13 protein-coding genes are annotated in these 17,311 nt (G+C 60.7%); 8 read left to right on the forward strand and 5 right to left on the reverse strand.

Features of this window, described 5'->3' with window-relative positions:
* The first annotated feature begins 293 nt into the window (after positions 1–293).
* A complete protein-coding gene (locus GO707_RS05670; RefSeq protein ID WP_232325637.1) occupies positions 294–1,691 on the forward strand; it encodes a uracil-xanthine permease family protein in 1,398 nt (465 codons plus the stop codon).
* 298 nt (positions 1,692–1,989) lie between these two features.
* On the opposite strand, the gene GO707_RS05675 is transcribed toward GO707_RS05670, so the two are convergent.
* Complete coding sequence (locus tag GO707_RS05675; protein ID WP_114548547.1) at positions 1,990–2,355, reverse strand: DUF488 domain-containing protein; 366 nt, start codon at positions 2,353–2,355, stop codon at positions 1,990–1,992.
* Positions 2,356–2,879: 524 nt separating this feature from the next.
* Here GO707_RS05675 and GO707_RS05680 point away from each other — a divergent pair.
* Complete coding sequence (locus GO707_RS05680; RefSeq protein ID WP_114548548.1) at positions 2,880–3,449, forward strand: NAD(P)H-dependent oxidoreductase; 570 nt, start codon at positions 2,880–2,882, stop codon at positions 3,447–3,449.
* A gap of 10 nt (positions 3,450–3,459) precedes the next feature.
* On the opposite strand, the gene GO707_RS05685 is transcribed toward GO707_RS05680, so the two are convergent.
* From GO707_RS05685 to GO707_RS05700, 4 genes are all read right to left on the reverse strand, one after another.
* Positions 3,460–4,662: an excisionase gene (locus GO707_RS05685; protein ID WP_157012466.1), complete on the reverse strand. Its 1,203-nt coding sequence runs from the start codon at positions 4,660–4,662 to the stop codon at positions 3,460–3,462.
* Between the two features lie 180 nt (positions 4,663–4,842).
* Positions 4,843–6,318 (reverse strand): MATE family efflux transporter, encoded by a 1,476-nt coding sequence (locus GO707_RS05690; RefSeq protein ID WP_231699531.1) that lies wholly within the window; start codon positions 6,316–6,318, stop codon positions 4,843–4,845.
* A 154-nt stretch (positions 6,319–6,472) separates the two neighbouring features.
* Positions 6,473–7,723 carry an ATP-binding protein gene (locus GO707_RS05695; RefSeq protein ID WP_157012467.1) on the reverse strand — a complete coding sequence of 417 codons (1,251 nt, stop codon included), beginning with the start codon at positions 7,721–7,723 and terminating at the stop codon, positions 6,473–6,475.
* 265 nt (positions 7,724–7,988) lie between these two features.
* Positions 7,989–8,912, reverse strand: a complete 924-nt coding sequence (locus GO707_RS05700) for a LysR family transcriptional regulator (protein WP_157012468.1) — start codon at positions 8,910–8,912, stop codon at positions 7,989–7,991.
* A gap of 204 nt (positions 8,913–9,116) precedes the next feature.
* Here GO707_RS05700 and GO707_RS05705 point away from each other — a divergent pair, with 204 nt between their 5' ends.
* The 6 genes from GO707_RS05705 to nrfD all read left to right on the forward strand — a co-directional run bounded on the left by GO707_RS05705 (position 9,117) and on the right by nrfD (position 17,152).
* Positions 9,117–10,697 (forward strand): FAD-dependent oxidoreductase, encoded by a 1,581-nt coding sequence (locus GO707_RS05705; protein WP_157012469.1) that lies wholly within the window; start codon positions 9,117–9,119, stop codon positions 10,695–10,697.
* 153 nt (positions 10,698–10,850) lie between these two features.
* Positions 10,851–11,582 (forward strand): nuclear transport factor 2 family protein, encoded by a 732-nt coding sequence (locus GO707_RS05710; RefSeq protein ID WP_157012470.1) that lies wholly within the window; start codon positions 10,851–10,853, stop codon positions 11,580–11,582.
* A gap of 161 nt (positions 11,583–11,743) precedes the next feature.
* Positions 11,744–12,649, forward strand: coding sequence for a LysR family transcriptional regulator (locus GO707_RS05715; protein WP_173114758.1), 906 nt, complete (start codon positions 11,744–11,746; stop codon positions 12,647–12,649).
* 162 nt (positions 12,650–12,811) lie between these two features.
* Positions 12,812–15,298, forward strand: coding sequence for a molybdopterin-containing oxidoreductase family protein (locus GO707_RS05720; RefSeq protein ID WP_157012472.1), 2,487 nt, complete (start codon positions 12,812–12,814; stop codon positions 15,296–15,298).
* A gap of 15 nt (positions 15,299–15,313) precedes the next feature.
* Positions 15,314–15,934 carry a 4Fe-4S dicluster domain-containing protein gene (locus GO707_RS05725; RefSeq protein ID WP_114548557.1) on the forward strand — a complete coding sequence of 207 codons (621 nt, stop codon included), beginning with the start codon at positions 15,314–15,316 and terminating at the stop codon, positions 15,932–15,934.
* Positions 15,935–15,949: 15 nt separating this feature from the next.
* Positions 15,950–17,152, forward strand: a complete 1,203-nt coding sequence (gene nrfD, locus GO707_RS05730) for an NrfD/PsrC family molybdoenzyme membrane anchor subunit (protein WP_157012473.1) — start codon at positions 15,950–15,952, stop codon at positions 17,150–17,152.
* The last annotated feature ends 159 nt before the right edge of the window (positions 17,153–17,311 follow it).

Raw genomic sequence — 17,311 nt, forward strand, 5'->3', positions numbered from 1 at the left:
AGGGCACTTCTCGTAGTCTTTCGAGCGAAAAGCCGAGAAATGCGCAGATGTCACCTGGGGAGACGCTCGGGAAGCGACGAGAAGACCCGCGAGAAATTACGAGAAGTGCCCGGTTTTGCCCATTTCAGCGAAAGAGGGGGCTCTTAACATGAGAGCGCCGGGCGGTTTGCGGGGCGCTCGGCCCCTTTGCGGGCGCGAAACCCGGCGGCAACGGAAGCCGTGCCATAATGGGCGGCGACCGATTCCCGCGAAGATTCGAGGTTTCCGTGAGCGATCCCAAGACCGTGCCCACCATGGGCGCCCCCGATGCGTCCGATGCCGTCTACGATGCCCGTACATTGGGTGCGCCGAAGATGACCGTCTTCGGCATCCAGCACATGTTCGCCATGTTCGGCGCCACCATCTTGGTGCCGACGCTTACCGGGCTCTCGGTTTCGGCCACGTTGCTGTTCGCGGGCTTGGGCACGCTGCTGTTCCATTTCCTTGCGAAGGGGAAAGTGCCGGCGTTCCTCGGATCGTCGTTTGCGTTCATTGCGGGGTACGCGGCCATCGCGCCCAACGGGGAAGCGCATCTGCTACCCTACGCTTGTCTGGGCGTGGCTTGCGCGGGGCTTCTGTACTTGGTGGTGTCGGCGCTGTTCAAGGCGTTCGGTCCGCAGCGCATCATGCGGTTCTTTCCGCCGGTGGTCACGGGCCCCATCGTCATCTGCATCGGGCTTATTCTGGCAAGCTCGGCCATTGCCAACTGCGAGACGAACTGGCCTATCGCGCTCGTGGCTATCATCATTATCGTCATTAGCAACATCTGGGGCCGCGGCATGATCCGCATCATTCCCATCCTTCTCGGTGTTGTGGGCTCCTATCTGGCCGCGGCCATCGGGGGCATCGTCGATTTTACGCCGGTGGTCGAGGCGCCTTGGATCGGTTTGCCGGTGCTGTGGGACAACACGGTGTTCGCGCTGTTCGGCCCCAGCTTCGACGCGGGGCTTGCCATCACGGCCATCATCACCATCATGCCCTTGGCCTTCGCCACCATCATCGAGCACATCGGCGACATGTCGGCCATCAGCTCTACCTGCAATCGCAATTTCATCGCCGAGCCGGGGCTGCACCGCACGCTGCTCGGCGACGGCCTGGCCACCATCGTGGCGTCGCTGTTCGGCGCGCCGGCCAACACCACCTACGGCGAGAACACCGGCGTGCTCGCCCTCACCCGTGTCTTCGACCCGCGCGTGGTGCGCATCGCCGCTGGGTTCGCCATCTTGCTGTCGTTCTGCCCGAAGTTCGCGGCGGTCATCTCCTGCATGCCGGCGTGCGTGATCGGCGGCGTGTCGCTGGTGCTGTACGGCATGATCTCGGCGGTGGGCATCCGCAACCTCGTGGAGAACCACGTGGACTTCATGCTGAGCCGCAACGTGCTGATCACGGCGCTCATCTTGGTGCTCTCGCTCGGCATCGCCTACAGCGCGGCCGGGGCCGTCACCTTCGAAGTGGGCGGCGTGACGGTGGCGCTCTCGGGTTTGGCCGTGGGTTCGGTGGTGGGCATCGTGCTGAACATCATCCTGCCGGGCAAGGCCGACTTCGACGCCTGGGATGGAGGCCTCGCCGCCGAGGCCGAAGCCGACGACGTGCCGCTGCCCCTGGAAGCGGAAGTGACCAACCTGCCCATTCGGGAGCAGAGGAGAGGATAGGGAAGATCAGGGCGGTCAATCGGCTGCCCGGTCGATCTGCTGTCCGCTCAATCGGCTGCCCGGTCGATCTGCATCCTACTTTCGGGCGAAAAATTCGAGTTGTTAGAGCTTTGCTTCACGTATTTCTGCGGAGGTTGGGGCTTCGAAGAGGTTTTCCCTGCATAGGCGTAGCGCCATGGCTGCGATTTGCGATTTTTGCGACGCTCTTTTCTGCTGCAAAGTCTAACAACTCAAAATTCTGAGCTAAAAATGTCGCTGATATTGCCTGGGAGTGTCCGAAAATCGCTTTCGCTTTTTCTTATTCGTGCGCGGGGAGCCACTTCTGAAGGACGACGGCCTCGTTCTCTTTTTCGTCGCGGGCGGCGTATATCAGGGTGACACGCGGGTATTTGGCCATTTCGGGGCTGGACAGCTTCTTCGCGAACTTTAGCGCCTCGGGGTTCGCGTCCAGCTCCGCCACATACTTTTCTTGGAAAGTGGCCCAATGGGATGGGTCGTGGCCGAAGGCCTTCCGCAATTCGGTTGAGGGCGCAAGGAACTTCGCCCATTCATCGTAGTGCACCCGGGCCTTGGTGAGGCCGCGGGGCCACAGCCGGTCGACGAGCACCCGGTACCCGTCGCTTTCTTCGTAAGGTTCGTACACGCGCTTGATGGCTATCTTCATGAGAACGCCTCCTTGGGGCATGGTAGATAATGAGCAGGACACAGTAAGCTCACCTGCGATTATCGTGCGCCATGCCCATCGTCGGCACCTGGCGCGTCTCCTGTAAGCAAAGCGCCCCTGCCTCGTTACGAAGCAGGGGCGCTTCCCGAGGGTTGATTCGACTTTGCCTGTAGTGCGCGCGAGTCGCAGGGTGCCAATCTGGCAAGTTTTCGGCGTTGTTCGACGTATTTCGCACCCCGGAGGTTCAAGTAGCTGCGAGGTCTTCCTCCAGGTATGTTTCCGACCTGGGAAAACGTAGTGCAGGCCATAATGCGTATCCCTTGCTGCGTCCCCTGATGTCGAAAACCGCCGAAAACTTGCCAGATTTGCCGATTGTTTTTGCGCGGATGCCCTGCGAACGTCTCCTGAGGCATCCGAATGAGGGTGTCTGACGCTGCGGATGTCGATTCGTGGCTGAAGGTGGCGCGAGGTGAGTGGCGGCTCGCGGTACAATGGCGTCGTTCAATGGGAAAAGGAGGAACGCCATGACCGTGCTGTTCGTGAATGCCTGCCTGCGCGGAGACGAGTCGCGCACGCTTACGCTGTGCCGCGAGTATCTGGAAGGTATCGAGGACGTGAAGGAAGTGAACCTGTCCGAGATGCGCCTCGAGCCCTACTACGGCGACTCGGCGGCCTATCGCGCCCAGTTGGAGGCCAAGGGCCTGTTCGACGACCCCATGTTCGACATTGGCAAGGACTTCGCCGAGGCGGATGAGATCGTCATCGGCGCTCCCTACTGGGATCTGTCGTTCCCGGCAGCGCTGAAGATATACATCGAGCACGCGGCCGTTATGGGCATGACCTTCCACTACACGGAGGAGGGACGCTGCGAGGGGTTGTGCCGCGCCAAGCACCTCACCTACATCACCACGGGCGGCGGTCAGGTGAGCGCCATGAACTACGGCTACGAGTACCTCTGCGGCATCGCCAGCATGTTCGGCATTCCCGAGACGCGCTTCGCCGCCGCCGAAAACTTGGACGTGGTGGGCGCCGATATCGAGGCGAACCTGAATGAGGCTCGCAAGGTGCTCAGCCGTCTGAAGGCGACGCGGTAGGGAAGAGACGCTATCGCGCGATGCGAGTGAGCAGATCCACCTTGCTGCGGACAGCGTCGACGATAGTGGCCACGCGTCGCTCGGGAATATTGGGATTCTGGGAGAGGATCGCGCCCACTTCCTCGGGGTAGCCGTCCAGCATGACCGGGTCGAACCAGTCGAAATAGCCGTCGAACAGGCGCAGCTGGTCGACCGGCTTCATGCCGTTCATTTTGAAGGGCTTGGCCATATACAGGAAATCGCCGGGCACTTCCAGGAACTCCGCGTCGGACCACAAGCACGATCCGGAGTCGAACACCGGCGCGATGCCCGTCACCTCAAGCGTCTCCACGTTGCGGATGATGCCGAAGTTGCGGTAGTGACGGTCGCGGTTGGCCAGCACGAAGTCGCCGGCGAACATCTTGGCCAGCGAGGTCATGGTGGCGTCGGCGTCAAGCCCCAGATCCTCCAGGTGCTTCACGTAGAAGCGCAGATCGGACAAGTTGTTCGGCTGTTTCACGTTGCGGATGACGTCCCAGGCGGCCACCAGTTCCTCGTCGGGCCCCAGCAGGTTCGGGCAGGCAGAGTACACCCGGCGTCCGTCCTCGAACAGCGTATAGGGAGTGAACTCGCCGGGTTCCATCAACCGACGGTGCAACGCCGTAGCGGCCACCTCGTTGTAGGGCTCCTGATTCACGAAGCCCACTCCTGACTTCAGCAGCACGCGCTCGCCGTTTACGATCTTCCACTTCTTCAGAAGGTCGCCTCCCAAGGTGCTGTTGGGGGAGGACAGGCTTACCGTGCGGTAGTCCGGCGCATCGGGGGAAGACCCCGCTAAGTCCTGGCCCAAGGTGAGAAATCCCAGGTCATCAGAGAAGTCGTTGTCGAAGAAGTTGACGGCGTCCCACGAGGCGGGATCGTCCTCGTCGTTCAGCCAGTAGCGGTCGGAAAGCGACAGCCCGAAGCTCTTCTCGGCGAGCACCAGCGTGCTTTCCAGCTGCAGGTTCTCCAGAAGACGTTTGACATGCGCACGGGAAGCAGGGATGGCGCGGTGGCGCCACCAGTAGTTCAACTCGGCCTTGGAAATGTCGCCCCGGCGATCGACGAACCCGAACGGCGCCGCCTCGGGGGCGAACACCTCGCGGATGCGCACGGCCTTGTGGTCACCCAGGTCGTAGTCGAACGACAACACGGGCGTGTTTTTGTTCATGAGCACGTAATGGGCAAGGGTCACGAGGTTCACCGCCTTTCGGAGCATGGGGCGCCGCGACTTGGGACGCGGGACGTTGGGGCTGAGGGTTCGGCGTTGAGCCCATTATACGGGAAACCGTCGACCTATGCCGACCTACGCCGCTGCGGGTTCGATGGGGCGCGACCGTCCCACGCCGCTACGGATCCAATGGGGCACGCCGTCCTACGCAGCCGCAGGCTCAATAGACCGGTAGCAGCGGCGGCGCACGATGAAATAGGAGACGAGCATGGCCACGATCATGAACGACCAGGTGACCGGATAAATCACCATAAGGGTGTCCCAGGTGCCCGAAAGCGGGAACACCCAGGTCACCAGCGCCACGCGCAGCACGCAGGAACCGAGGATGGTGATGACCGCCGGCAGGGTGGACCAGCCCATGCCCCGCATGGCGCCGGCGGGCACTTCGTAGAAGGTGGTCAGGCAGTCAGGCAGCTCCACGAACCACAGTCGCACGAGACCGAAGCTGAGGGCGGCCGCGTCTGTGGTGAACAGCCCTAGCGCCCGGGTGCCCAACGCCGTGAACGTCACGCCCAAAATAAGCGACGAGGTGAACCCGAACAGTACGCACCAGCGGAAGATGGCCCGGCAGCGGTCGGCGTTCTTCGCGGCGAAGTTCTGGCCGGTAAAGGTGACGGCGGTCTGACCGAAGGCGTTCACAAAGAAGTAGGTGTAGTACTCGAAGTTCAACGTGGCCGCCGAGCCCGCGATGGCCGCCGAGCCGAAGCCGTTAATGGTCGCCTGAACGACGGTGTTGGAAAGCGAGAACACGGCGCCCTGAATGCCGGCGGGAATGCCGATGCGCAGGATGCCGGCCAGCTCGGGGCCGCAGATGCGCAGCTCGCGCAGGTGCAGGCGGAAGGGGCCTTCCTCGCGCATAAGGAACGCCACCACGATGACGGCGCTCAGGGCAGCGGCGATGACGGTGGCGATGCCGATGCCGGCGGTGCCCCAGCCGAACAGGCGCACGAAGGCGAGGTCGAGGACGAAGTTCACCACGACGGCGGCAGCGAGGGCGTACAGCGGCCGTTTCGCATCGCCGTGGGCCCGCAGTAGCGCCGACCCGAAGTTGTAGATGGTGAGAAACGGGATGGCGCAGAAGTAAAGCCGCACATAGGTGAGCGCGTCGGCGAGGGAGTCTTCGGGCATGCCGATGGCATCTAGCACCCAGGGGGCCAGGGCGAGCCCCGCCCCGCCCAGGACCACCCCGGCGATGAGTGAGAGCGCCATGGCCGTGTGGACGCTCTTCTTGATGCTGTGGAACTCGCCGGCACCCACATGCATGGCCACCACCACGTTGGCGCCGATGGAGAGCCCCACGAACAGGTTCACGAACATAGCCGTCACCGGGTTCACGCCGCCGATGCCCGCGAGCGAGAAGCTGCTGACGAACTGTCCGGCAATGGAGGCATCCGCCGAGTTCAGCAACTGCTGGAGGATGCTGCTCAGCGCCAGGGGAATGGCGAACCGCAGAATCTTGCCCGGCAAGGGGCCGTTGAGCATATCGATGCCGTTGTCGCGCTTATCGCGTCGATTTCGCTTAGGGCGGGTGGCCGGGCTGTTTGACTTGTCGAGCTCGTCGCGCCCATCGGGCCGACGCGCGTCCCTCTCATCCGATATGTCTCGCTGCAAAGATTCCATAACGAGCGAATCATAACGCGGCCGCCACGGCCGCGCCCCACGATTATGCCATCGGCGTGCGAGACGGCTGCAATGGGATTGTGACCGTTGAGCTGCTCGTTGCGAGGAGGATGCGGTTTGGTGTTACAGAGAAATATCGAAGGGCTTTCTCCCGCTAGTTTCTCTCGTAGCGGACGGAGCGGCCTTCGCCGACCTTAGTTACGAGTCCTTTCTCAACCAATGCATTCAGAGTTCTGATAGCCTTGCTTTTCGATAGCTGCGTCTTTTCGCTTATCTGGGATCGTGTGAGAGCAGAGCCCTTGGCGAGCACGGCAAGTATGGCTTCCTCGTCGAGTGTTACGTTCTCAAGCACTGTCACGGGAAGCATCACCGTAATCGAGCTATCGCGCAGAGCGAAAGAGGGCGATACTGTTTCATGGGCGTATTCGTCCAGGATGCGCGGGATGCCCGTACCGAACCGTTCTATATGTCCCAGTCGAAAGAAAACGTTCGCAAGGATTGGGTTGCGAGCCACTGAAGGGCCTCCTGCGAGGTAGAGCTCCTCTGTGATTCCGGCAGGCAGTCCTCCTGGCGAGGTTATTTCAATGCGATCGGCAAACATGCCCACTTTTATGTTGGCGCGAACGTCCCAGCAACGGTGGACAAGCGCATTGGCGATAGCCTCCCGAAAAGCCTCCCGCGGTACGAGCGTCTTCGCTATGCGCTCGAATCCGACGATTTCTTCGTAGGCGTAGTAGGTGTCGAACACTTCTAGCGTGCGTTGCATCTGCTCAAGAACCGACATGTGCTCGAACGTGTGCCGGGCGTTGATGATGTTGATGCTCTCGCCGAAGCGCGCAATATCAATGCCAGGGAAATGATTGCTATCGGCGAGAAGGGCGGCCGCGTTGCAGTATTCGCCGGAAGGTGTCATAAGCTCAAGCGAAATAAGGGAATTTTGATCGAGGGGTTTGAGCCCCAGTTTGGAGGCGAGCTCCTTCTCGAGATGGCCAAATGCGAGGTCCTGCTCTTTTGCGACGAGGGCGTCGAAGCTGACATGCTCACCCGTCAAGACGAGCCTGCCGTACTCAAGGCGGCTCACTTCGACGGTTGAGGTGTCGGCTCTACGATAGGCGCGTCCAGAGAAAAGATAGGGTTTGTCGGGGCCTTCATGCACCGTTAGTGTGACTGTTCTTGTGTCCTCTTCGATGGACAGCTCGAAACGAGGCACTGGATCGATCGAGTCGTTAATCGCATGTTCGACGCGAAGGCAGGTGTCTTGCGGATCGGTCAATCCGACGGGCGTGCCGTCGTCTGCGATGCCGAAAATGATCTTCCCCGTGCCGTAGTTGGCATAGGCGCTGACGGTCTTCAGGTAGCTTTTCGACAGCTGCTGCTTAAACTCGAGAGTGGTTGTTTCGCGCATAGTGTCCGCCTTTTCGTCGCATCGTTGCAGACATTATGCAACGAAAACAATTTTCGTTTCAAGTGATTGCAACGAAAACAGGCAATTTGTGCCTATCGTCGCAGGGCGCGGGGCGTTTCGATGTCGTGATAAAAGGCGCCAGTCTTCCTCCTATAATCCGAAATGTCGTAAGAAACTGGGAGTTTATTGCGACATTTTCAAAAGAGTTACGCGCCACCTGCCTGAGTAACTTATCAGTTTTATGTCTAGCGCATTCAGTTAGCGCTTAGCTCGCAAGTCCGTTTTCCTTTCTGCAAGCCTCCATGCACTCGAGAACGATGGCTGCACCTTCACGAACCCAATCGCTGGCGTCAGCTGAATACGTGAGAGAGGTGGGCATGCCGAAGGGCTTTCCGTCGAGCTCTTCGAAGAGCACCACGTCGGCGCGGTCGGCGAACCAGTGGCGATTTTCCGATAGCCCGCAGATGTGGAGGCCGTCGCCGTAGGTGGCGAAGGCCAGGCCGCTCATGCCGTTGATGGGCTGAAGGCTGAAGCGCAGATTCAGATTGTCGCCCAACATGCGCTCGTAAAGATAGCGGATGCGGTCGTAATTGTGGGCATCGTTGATGATGATGGATGCGCCGCGAAGGTCATTGCGAGAAAGCGCGGACTTGTTTGCCAGGGGATTCGACGCCATCATGCTGATACTCATGCGGAAGGCCAAACACGTTTTTGTTACCAGATCGAGAGCGCTCGCCTCCTTTACGAGTGAGGCGAAAGGCGTGTAGTCGTAATCGAGCACGATGTCGGCCGAGCCATTGACGATGGGCTGGAAGATGGGATCTCGGTAATCGTGCTCGACGAAAGCAAAGGGCATGGGCAGCCACTCTTTAAGTTGGGTCGCAAAAAGCGGAGTTGGATATTGAACAGCGATGCGAAGAGTGGCATCAGGATCGCCCATCTCTCGGCACCGTGCCAGCGTCTCGTCGAGTCCATCCAGCAGCGTTCGGGCTCCGTCGAGAAAAACGGCCCCTTTGTCGGTGAGTCGGTTGCCAGCTTTCCGGTCGATGAGCGAAAAGCCCACGTCGCTCTCGAGCGCAGCAATATGGGTGCTTAGCGTTGATTGGGCGATGAACAGCTCTTTGGCGGCATCGGTGAAGCTTAAGTAGCGAGAGAAAACGGCGAACTCCCGCAAATACTCGGTTTTCATAGCGGATCTCCTCCCTTGCTTTTTTGCATTATCGCATGTTGCGCAAAACAAGAGCACGACGTCCGAGACGGCGATATCGGATTTCACGAACAGCCATCATGAAACGTGATAGAGGATCGCGCATTTGCATTTAGCTATCGCCCTGGCACCAGCGCACTATGGGGTCGTGCCGAAGGGCAACTAATGTAAGGAAAGGGGACAATCATGAATTTGAACGAAGGACTCAATCGTCGCAGCTTTTTGAAGGGCGCGGCTCTCATGGGTGGAGCCGCCGCTTTTGCCGGCATGGCTGGCTGCGCGCCCCAAACGTCCGCCTCTCAGGAACTGAGCTCCACGAGCGATTCGGCGTGGGACAAAGAAGTGGACGTTGTGATCGCCGGCGCCGGCGGCGGTGGCCTGGCTGCGGCCGTTGAGGCCTCTGCGGCGGGCAAGGAAGTTGTCGTGTGCGAAGTGATGAGCAGCGCCACCATGTCCAATTCAGCCCTGTGTGCCGGAATGATTCAGGGTGCTTGCACGAATCTGCAGAAAGAGGCCGGCATCGATGATTCGGTCGAGGAGTTCGACAAGTACCTGACGGCTGTGGCCGAGGGCTTCGAGAATCCCGAGCTGCGCCGTCTGTACGCCGAGAAGTCCGGCGAGACCATCGATTGGCTAGCCGAGCAGGGCGCGGCTCTTTCCACTGAGCGCCTGTCGACCCAGGGCACCATGGTGGACTACTACACCGATGTGACGCCCGCCGTGGCCCGCATGCACCAGAACGCCGATGGCATCGGCGCCGGTTTCACCGAGCCGCTGCGCAAGAAGGCCGAAGAGCAAGGTGCGGAGTTCATGTTCGACACCCAGGTCACGCGTCTGCTGACTAATACCGATGGCGAGGTGGAAGGTGTCATCGTGGCAGATGGCGGCAAGGAGCAGCGCATCAAGGCGCGTCTGGGCGTCATCTTGAACACTGGTGGGTTCTCGCGCAACGCTGACATGGTGCGCAGCTTTATGTCGCCCGCAATGCCCGGCATGTTCAACGATCGCCCCATTATGGGCTCTTACGGCTCGCCGTGGCAGCAGGGTGACGGCATCATGATGGCCTGCGCGCTCGGTGCCAAGCTGGTGAACCCGTGGTGCGCCTACAACGTAGCGCCGGGTTTGGAGCGCAAGGTCGAGGACAACTCTGCGGGCTACATCTCCATTCCGGGCCTGTTCGTCTCCACCGACGGCCAGCGTCATGTGTTGGAGACCGGCCGCCCCACTGAAAACGTCGTGGGGGATGTCTGGAAGCAGCCGAACGGCTACGTGTGGAACATCTGGGACCAGGGTATTGCCGATGCGACCGCTGAGTATGGCGGACCGGTTCTATATTGCAGCGATGGGTTCGAGGAGGAGATCTCTGGTGGCTACGTCGTCAAGGCCGACACCGTGGAGGAGCTGGCCACTGCGCTCGATTTGGATGCGGACACGCTTGCGAAGACCATCGCTGTTTTCAACGACGGCGCAGCGAGTGGCGCCGACGCGCTGGGTCGCCAGGGAGCGATACCGCTGATGCAGCCGCCCTTCTTCGCCGGTCGCGTGATCGCTGTCTCGCCCGATACGGCTGGCGGTGTGGACGTGAACACCAACACCCAGGTGCTCAATGTGTTCGGCGAGGTGATTCCGCGGCTCTATGCCGTGGGCAACATGGTTGGTGGCTTCAAGGGCAAGGTGAACGCCGGCTGCGGCCAGGCGCTCGGCTGGACCTACACCTCCGGTCGCATCGCCGGCCAGCACGTGGTGACGCTGGAGCCACTTGCGTAACTATTTCGATGTCGCCTGCCGAGTCCTCCCCTCCCGCTCGGCGGCGCGATCCAATGAGGCGAGGGCGGCCCCGGCTGGCGGGCGCCCTTGCCGGTATGGCTAAGGCGGGAGTTGGCGGATTGTCGGAACGCAAGCGAAAGACAGAGGAGTGTCATGATGGAGAATTCGACGAACGAACGGCAGGATAATCGCGAAATGGATCGACGCACCGTGGTGCTGAAGGGAGCCGCAGTTGCCGCCGGTGCTTTGTGCGGCGCGAGCGCCTTGGGCCTTGCGGGCTGTTCGACGCCAATGGCCGATACGGGGGAGCAAACTTCCATGGATGAGCTGATGAAAAAGATGCAGGAGCTCGAGGATCGGCTTTGGGTTGCCGAGGCCAAGGAAGAGATTCGCTACAAGTTGTGCATGTACGCTCGTGGCGACGATCGGCAGGATGCCGCCATTAGCAAGCCTGTCTATGCCGAGGACAGCTACGTTGATTTCGGTACGAGCCCGGAATTCGGCGAAGTGTTCAAGGGCTCGGGCCAGGAGTGGGCCGAATATTGCGCGAACACGATCGATAAGGGTATTACGGCTAATGGCGGTTACTACGCGCACCAGATGTACAACATCGCTATTACCGTGAATGGCACGAAAGCTGGTTCCGAGACCTACGCGAACGCACCGGTGATGAGTCCCAACGAGGACGGCACTTGGCACGTGCTCCAGACGGTGGCCCGCTACTGCGACAAATGGGAGTATCGCGGTGGGGAATGGGTCATCGTCGAGCGTATCGTCACTAACGATTTCGGTTGGCACCTGACGTCGGAGAAGCTGCAAATTCCCTACGGCTGCGCCTTCGACGAGACCGATCCGTCCTACGGCGCTCTCGCCTACGGTGCTTAAAAAGTCGTAGCGCGCATACTGTTTAGGATGTTAAGCTTTAGCGAGCTGGCATCGATGGAAGGTCCGTCCTCATGCGGGCCTTCCATCGTATTGGATTGCTGCGGAGGGAGGCTCGTCGGGCTGCGTTGGCCGATCGGAGCCGCACGGCACGAGGAGGGGCTGTGGACATTCAGCAGATCAAGTACTTTTCTCGAGTTTATGAGATGCGCAGCTTCACGCAGGCGGCCGACTCGCTGTTCATTTCGCGGCAGGCATTGCGCAAGTCGGTGGCGCGGTTGGCACAGGAGATGGGGGAGCCGCTGTTCGAGAACCGGGGTAACGTGCTCTTCCCCACGTCGGCGGCCGATCTGCTGTTCAGCGCCTCGCGTCCGGTGTTGAGTGCGTTCGCGCAAATGGAGGCCGAGTTGAACCTCGGCAAGCTAAAGAGCCAAGGGATCGTGCGTTTTGGGCAATCGGTGGAGGCAAGCGACGTTATGACCTCGGGCGAGATGAGACAGGTCATCGACTTTTCCTCGACAAGCGAGCTCGTGACCAAGGGAATGCGCTTCACCGAAGCAAACTGCGTGGAGCTGCGCCAACAAATCCTTGAGGGCGATCTTGATTATGCGAGTCTTATCGCCACCGTGGTGAACGAGTCCCTCTTTGATTACGACACGGCCATTGGGGGACGCATCCACATCGCCGTCCGTACTGATGATCCCCTTGCTGAGAAAAGCTTCATACGCCTCGAGGATTTGGAAGGACGTCCCTTCACCTCTCAAGGAGCTGGATTCGATGTGCACGATCGCCTGGTGGAGGCGACCGAAGAGCGCGGTGTCAAGCTTAACATTGTGTGCACGCGTTCGGGTTTGCACAATCGGCTCGAAATGGTGCAAACCGGGGTGACGCTCACCTATGCCTACCGCGATCTGAGGTTTCCCCGCGTTGCACCAGACGTGGTGTGCATTCCCCTTGAAGAGTCTCCCATGAAATGGTTCTACTGCACCATTGCGAAGAAGGGGCTCGGCGATCCCTATTTGCTGCGGTTTTTCAGCGGCAAAGAAGATTTCGTCCTCTGGAAGGACTGACAGCGGTTCGTCTCCATATCTAAGCGAACTTCTTCGTAAACCAAAAGCTCCCGGCGAACAACTCAAAGATTCTCCCCTTGGGCCTCGTGCGATTTCAGAATGAGGCCATAAGATGCCCGTCAATAACGTCGGCGGGCACACGAGACGAGGAAAGGGGACATCTTGGAGTCTGTTCAGAACACGACGGGAACTCTGACGCGAAGAGGGTTCCTCAAGACCACGGCCACGGCCGCGCTCGTTGCGGGCAGCGCCTCGGCTGCGGGTTTCGCGGCGCTGACGCCCAAGACGGCATCGGCCCAAAGCGACGAGAAGATCTGCACGACCTACTGCAACGCCTGCATGGGGTGCCCGTTGGAGGCAGTAGTGCGCGACGGCTACGTGGTGCTGACGCGCGCCAAGGAGATCGAGGGCGCGCCTATCGACCAGAAGCGCATGTGCGCTCGCGGCGCCTCCATCCCCACGCTCATCGTGCAGGAGAAGCGCATCCAGTACCCCATGAAGCGCGCCGAGGGCACCGAGCGTGGCGCCGGTCAGTGGGAGCGTATCAGCTGGGACGAGGCCATCGACACCATCTGCACGAAGATCAAGGAGTACCAGGCAGAATTCGGCTCGGGCAGCGTGTGCTCCTTCACCTACGGCACTACTGAGCCTCGCAACATGTACAATCTCAACCGTTTGGAGAACGTGGCCCAGTTCTCGCACCAGAACCGAACCACCGACTTCGCGCTCACGCAGGGTACCATGTACACGGCGGGCGGCTTCTACTATCAGGGCGGCGCCGACATGGATCTCGTCTCCCAAATGAGCACCTTTGTCGTGTGGGGCCATAACCCCATCGTGTCCTGGCCTAACGCCTGGCACTACATCGCCGACGCGATTGAGAACAACGATTGCAAGCTCATCGTCGTCGACCCCAACAAGAACACCATCGGACAGAAGGCCGACTTGTTCGTGTCGCTGCAGCCCGGCACCGACGCCGCGCTCGCTCTCGGTTTGGCGAAGATCATCGAGGAAGAGGGCAAGACGGATGATGCCTTCATGCAGCAGAAGTCCTGCGCTCCGTTCCTCGTGAAGGAGTCCGACGGCCGCTTCCTGCGCAAGAGCGACTTGGAAGAGGGCGTTGCGGCCGACGCCGACGACTTCGCCGTATGGGACGAGGCCACGAATGCCATGGGCTACGCCTCCACGGCGCAGAACCCCGTGCTGCGCAAGAAGGGCATCGAGGTCGCCGGCCAGCGCTGCAATACGGCCTACAGTCTGCTCATCGACCGCATCAGCGAGTATCCCATCGAGATGGTGTCCGAGGCGACCACCGTTCCCGAGGAAACCATTCGCACCTTCGCCGACCTGCTTTGCCGCCCTGGCATGGCCGACATCTTCCAAGGCTATGGCATCGACCATTACGGGCACGGTTTCAATACCATTGCGGCAGTGAGTGTTTTGCGTATTATGCGCGGTATGGTGCCTGAGCCCCGTATGAGTTACCCGCTTAATTCCAGCGGCTTCGATGAGACGGAAACCGAGCATCCCGCTATCGTCCAGTCGCTGGGTACCTTTATGTTCAACGACCTGCTCGACACGGGAAAATACACATTCCCGGGCGTGACCGCGCACATGGGCGAGCAGGTGATGGAGCTTCCCGATGTCACGGTAGAGCAACCGCTCAAGATGCTCATCTCTTTCGGTGCGAACATCGTGAACTCAGCTCCCGACCGTAACAAGACCATCGAGGCGTACAAGAAGTTCGATTTCCTTGTGACTGCCAACATCGAGTGGTGCGATACGGCCGACATTTCCGATATCGTGCTGCCGGCGGCCACCATTCAGGAAGTGGGCGGCCCCATTGGCATGAACGGCTGTCTGGTTTGGGCCGATAAGGCCGTCGAGCCGAAGTTCGAGGCCAAGTCCGACTACGACATGGCGAACCTCATCGGCCGTGGGCTCGGCTTGGACGAGTGGTTCCAAGAGGAGTTCGACGAGGGCATGAAGCACGTGGTGAACACGGCCATGAGCGCCGCCATGGGCATCGATGCCGACAAGCTGAAGGAAGCCGGCGTGATGTACGTGGGCGCCGTTCCCATGCCGGCCTACATGACCATGACGGGCAAGCTGCAGTTCTATCAGGAGAACCCTGGTCCCATCGAGAACTACGGCCAGCCCATGGATCCCGCGAGCATCGCGCTGCCCCATTGGGAGCCGCCCATGGAGGCGTGGCCCGTCACAGCCGGTGGCTTCGATGCCAACCCCCTGGCCGAGAAGTACCCGCTCATCGTGACCGCCGGCACCCGTCGCTTCCGCGTGCACTCCTACTACGGCCAGAACCCGCTGCTGCGCGAGATGGAGATCAACGAGCCCTGTGTGCGCATCAATCCCGTGGATGCCGAGGCCCGCGGCATCGAGGACGGCAGCTACGTGCGCCTGTTCAACGACCGCGGCCATGCGGTGGCCAAGGCCACCTTCAGCGCCGGTATTCGTCCGGGCTGTCTGGATATCGACCGCGGCTGGCAGCGCTCCCAGTACCTAAGCGGCTGCAACAACGACCTGACGAGCAAGCAGATTGTGGACTGGACCTGCCCCACCTACGCCTACCACGATTGCCTCGTGGAAATTGAGCCGTGGGACGGAGTGGTGGCGGAGTCTCAGGAATAAGAGGAGGAGGAACCCATGAGATACGGAATGGTCATCGACCTTAAGCGCTGCTCTGGCTGCAAGACCTGCTCGGTCGTGTGCAAAGTGGCCAACAACATCCCCAACGACATTATCTGGAACCGCGTGCTCACCGAGGGCGGCAACGCGCCTGACACGGCTGGTGGCACCTGGGACAATCCCGAGATGCAGCACTGGCCCGTGGCCTGCCAGCACTGCGAGAACCCTGCCTGTACCAAGGTGTGCCCGGTGGGCGCCACGTGGAAGGACGAGCAGACGGGCATTGTGCGCCAGGACTACGACAAGTGCATCGGCTGCCGCATGTGCCTGGCCGCCTGCCCCTACACGGGTGTCCGCTCGTTCAACTGGGAGGAGCCGGCCTACTACGCCGACTTCGCCCTGGGCGACGCCGATGCTGCCAAGCACGAGAAGCACACGGTGGAGAAGTGTATCTTCTGCACCCAGCGCGTGGCCCGCGGCGAGCAGCCGGCCTGCGTGGCCGACTGCATCGGCCGCGCCCGCCACTTCGGCGACCTGGACGACCCGAACTCCGAAGTGTCCAAGCTTTTGGCCAGTCGTGAGTACACGCAGCTGCACGCCGAATTCGGCACCAAGCCCTCTGTCTATTATCTCGTCTAGGAAGGGAGATACGCTATGAACGATGCGAAAGGAAGCGCCGCGTCTCATCGCGGACTGACCGTGGGGATCATCGCTTGCGCGGTGGTGGCTGTCATCGGCGTTGCCCTGTGGATGGTGCAGCTGTCCGGTGGCATGATTCAGACCGGCATGCGCAACCTCGATTCCTGGGGCTTCTACATCACCCTGTTCATGTTCTTCGTGGGCCTGTCCGCCGGCGGCCTCATCATCAGCTCCATCCCCAACGCCTTCGGTATGAAGGGCTTCGGGGACATCTCGCGGGTGGCCATTTGGACGAGCATCTGCTGTACCTGCGTGGCCATCGGCTTTGTGGTGGTTGACTTGGGCGGTCCCTTGCGCCTGTGGGAGCTGTTCGTCTATTCCAACCTCTCATCGCCGCTCATGTGGGACATCATCGTGCTTTCCACCTATCTCATTCTCTCCATCGTGTATCTGTGGGCCTACCGGCGCGAGGATGCGGGGAAGATGTCGCACACCGCCATCCGCGTCATCTCCATCATTGCTCTGGTGGTGGCGGTGGGTGTGCACACGGTGACGGCTTGGATCTTCTCGCTGTCGGCGGCCCACGAGTTCTGGCACACCGCCCTGATGGGCCCGTGGTTCGTGGCCTCAGCGCTGGATTGCGGCACGGCGCTCGTGCTCATCGTGGTCATCGCCCTGCAGAAGGCCGGGCGTCTTACCATCGAACGCTCCTCCATGGTGAACCTGGCGAAGATGCTCGCGGTGTTCACCTGCGTCGATCTGTACTTCTTCGCCTGCGATCTGCTGACGAGCGGTTTCCCCGGCGGCGAGGGCGCCAATGTGGTGGCGATGCTGGTCACCGGCCCCTTGGCGCCGTTCTTCTGGACGCAGATCGCCTGCATGGTGCTGGCCTGCGTCATCCTGTTCGTGCCGCGCCTGCGCACCAAGGGCGGCGTGGTTCTCGCCTCGGCGCTCGTGATCGCCGGTGTGTTCTGCAAGCGCTGCGAGATCTTGGTGGGCGGTTTCCAGATTCCCAACATCGAGTTCGCCGACGTGGCCAACCATATGACCATCACGAACTGGGAGTCCGGCATGTCGCTGTTCGGCTATCAGGGCCTCGTGTACTGGCCGACCCCCTTGGAGTTCGGCGTAGCCCTGGGCGTGGTGGCTCTCGGTGGCTTCCTGCTGCTACTGGGTCTGAAGTACCTCCCCCTGCACCTTAAGGAGAAGACCGCCTAATCGGCTGCTCCGGTACAAGATAGCTCTCTCTTCGAAGAGCCGCAGGCCCCGCAGCTTGCGGCTCTTTTGTTGGGAAGGAAAGGAAGAGGAAAGGGTACGCGGTGAATTTGAGTTCGAAAGAAGCTAAGCGGTCGCGGGGGCAAAGGTCGGCGAGAAAGA

The organism is Adlercreutzia rubneri (genome assembly GCF_009755265.1).
Taxonomy (GTDB): Bacteria; Actinomycetota; Coriobacteriia; order Coriobacteriales; family Eggerthellaceae; genus Adlercreutzia; species Adlercreutzia rubneri.

Coding starts and splice junctions, on each gene's coding strand:
- GO707_RS05695 (WP_157012467.1), bottom strand. CDS start 7,723: ATGCGCGAAACAACCACTCTCGAGTTTAAGCAGCAGCTGTCGAAAAGC.
- GO707_RS05680 (WP_114548548.1), top strand. CDS start 2,880: ATGACCGTGCTGTTCGTGAATGCCTGCCTGCGCGGAGACGAGTCGCGC.
- nrfD (WP_157012473.1), top strand. CDS start 15,950: ATGAACGATGCGAAAGGAAGCGCCGCGTCTCATCGCGGACTGACCGTG.
- GO707_RS05670 (WP_232325637.1), top strand. CDS start 294: ATGGGCGCCCCCGATGCGTCCGATGCCGTCTACGATGCCCGTACATTG.
- GO707_RS05675 (WP_114548547.1), bottom strand. CDS start 2,355: ATGAAGATAGCCATCAAGCGCGTGTACGAACCTTACGAAGAAAGCGAC.
- GO707_RS05705 (WP_157012469.1), top strand. CDS start 9,117: ATGAATTTGAACGAAGGACTCAATCGTCGCAGCTTTTTGAAGGGCGCG.
- GO707_RS05725 (WP_114548557.1), top strand. CDS start 15,314: ATGAGATACGGAATGGTCATCGACCTTAAGCGCTGCTCTGGCTGCAAG.
- GO707_RS05700 (WP_157012468.1), bottom strand. CDS start 8,912: ATGAAAACCGAGTATTTGCGGGAGTTCGCCGTTTTCTCTCGCTACTTA.
- GO707_RS05690 (WP_231699531.1), bottom strand. CDS start 6,318: ATGGAATCTTTGCAGCGAGACATATCGGATGAGAGGGACGCGCGTCGG.
- GO707_RS05710 (WP_157012470.1), top strand. CDS start 10,851: ATGATGGAGAATTCGACGAACGAACGGCAGGATAATCGCGAAATGGAT.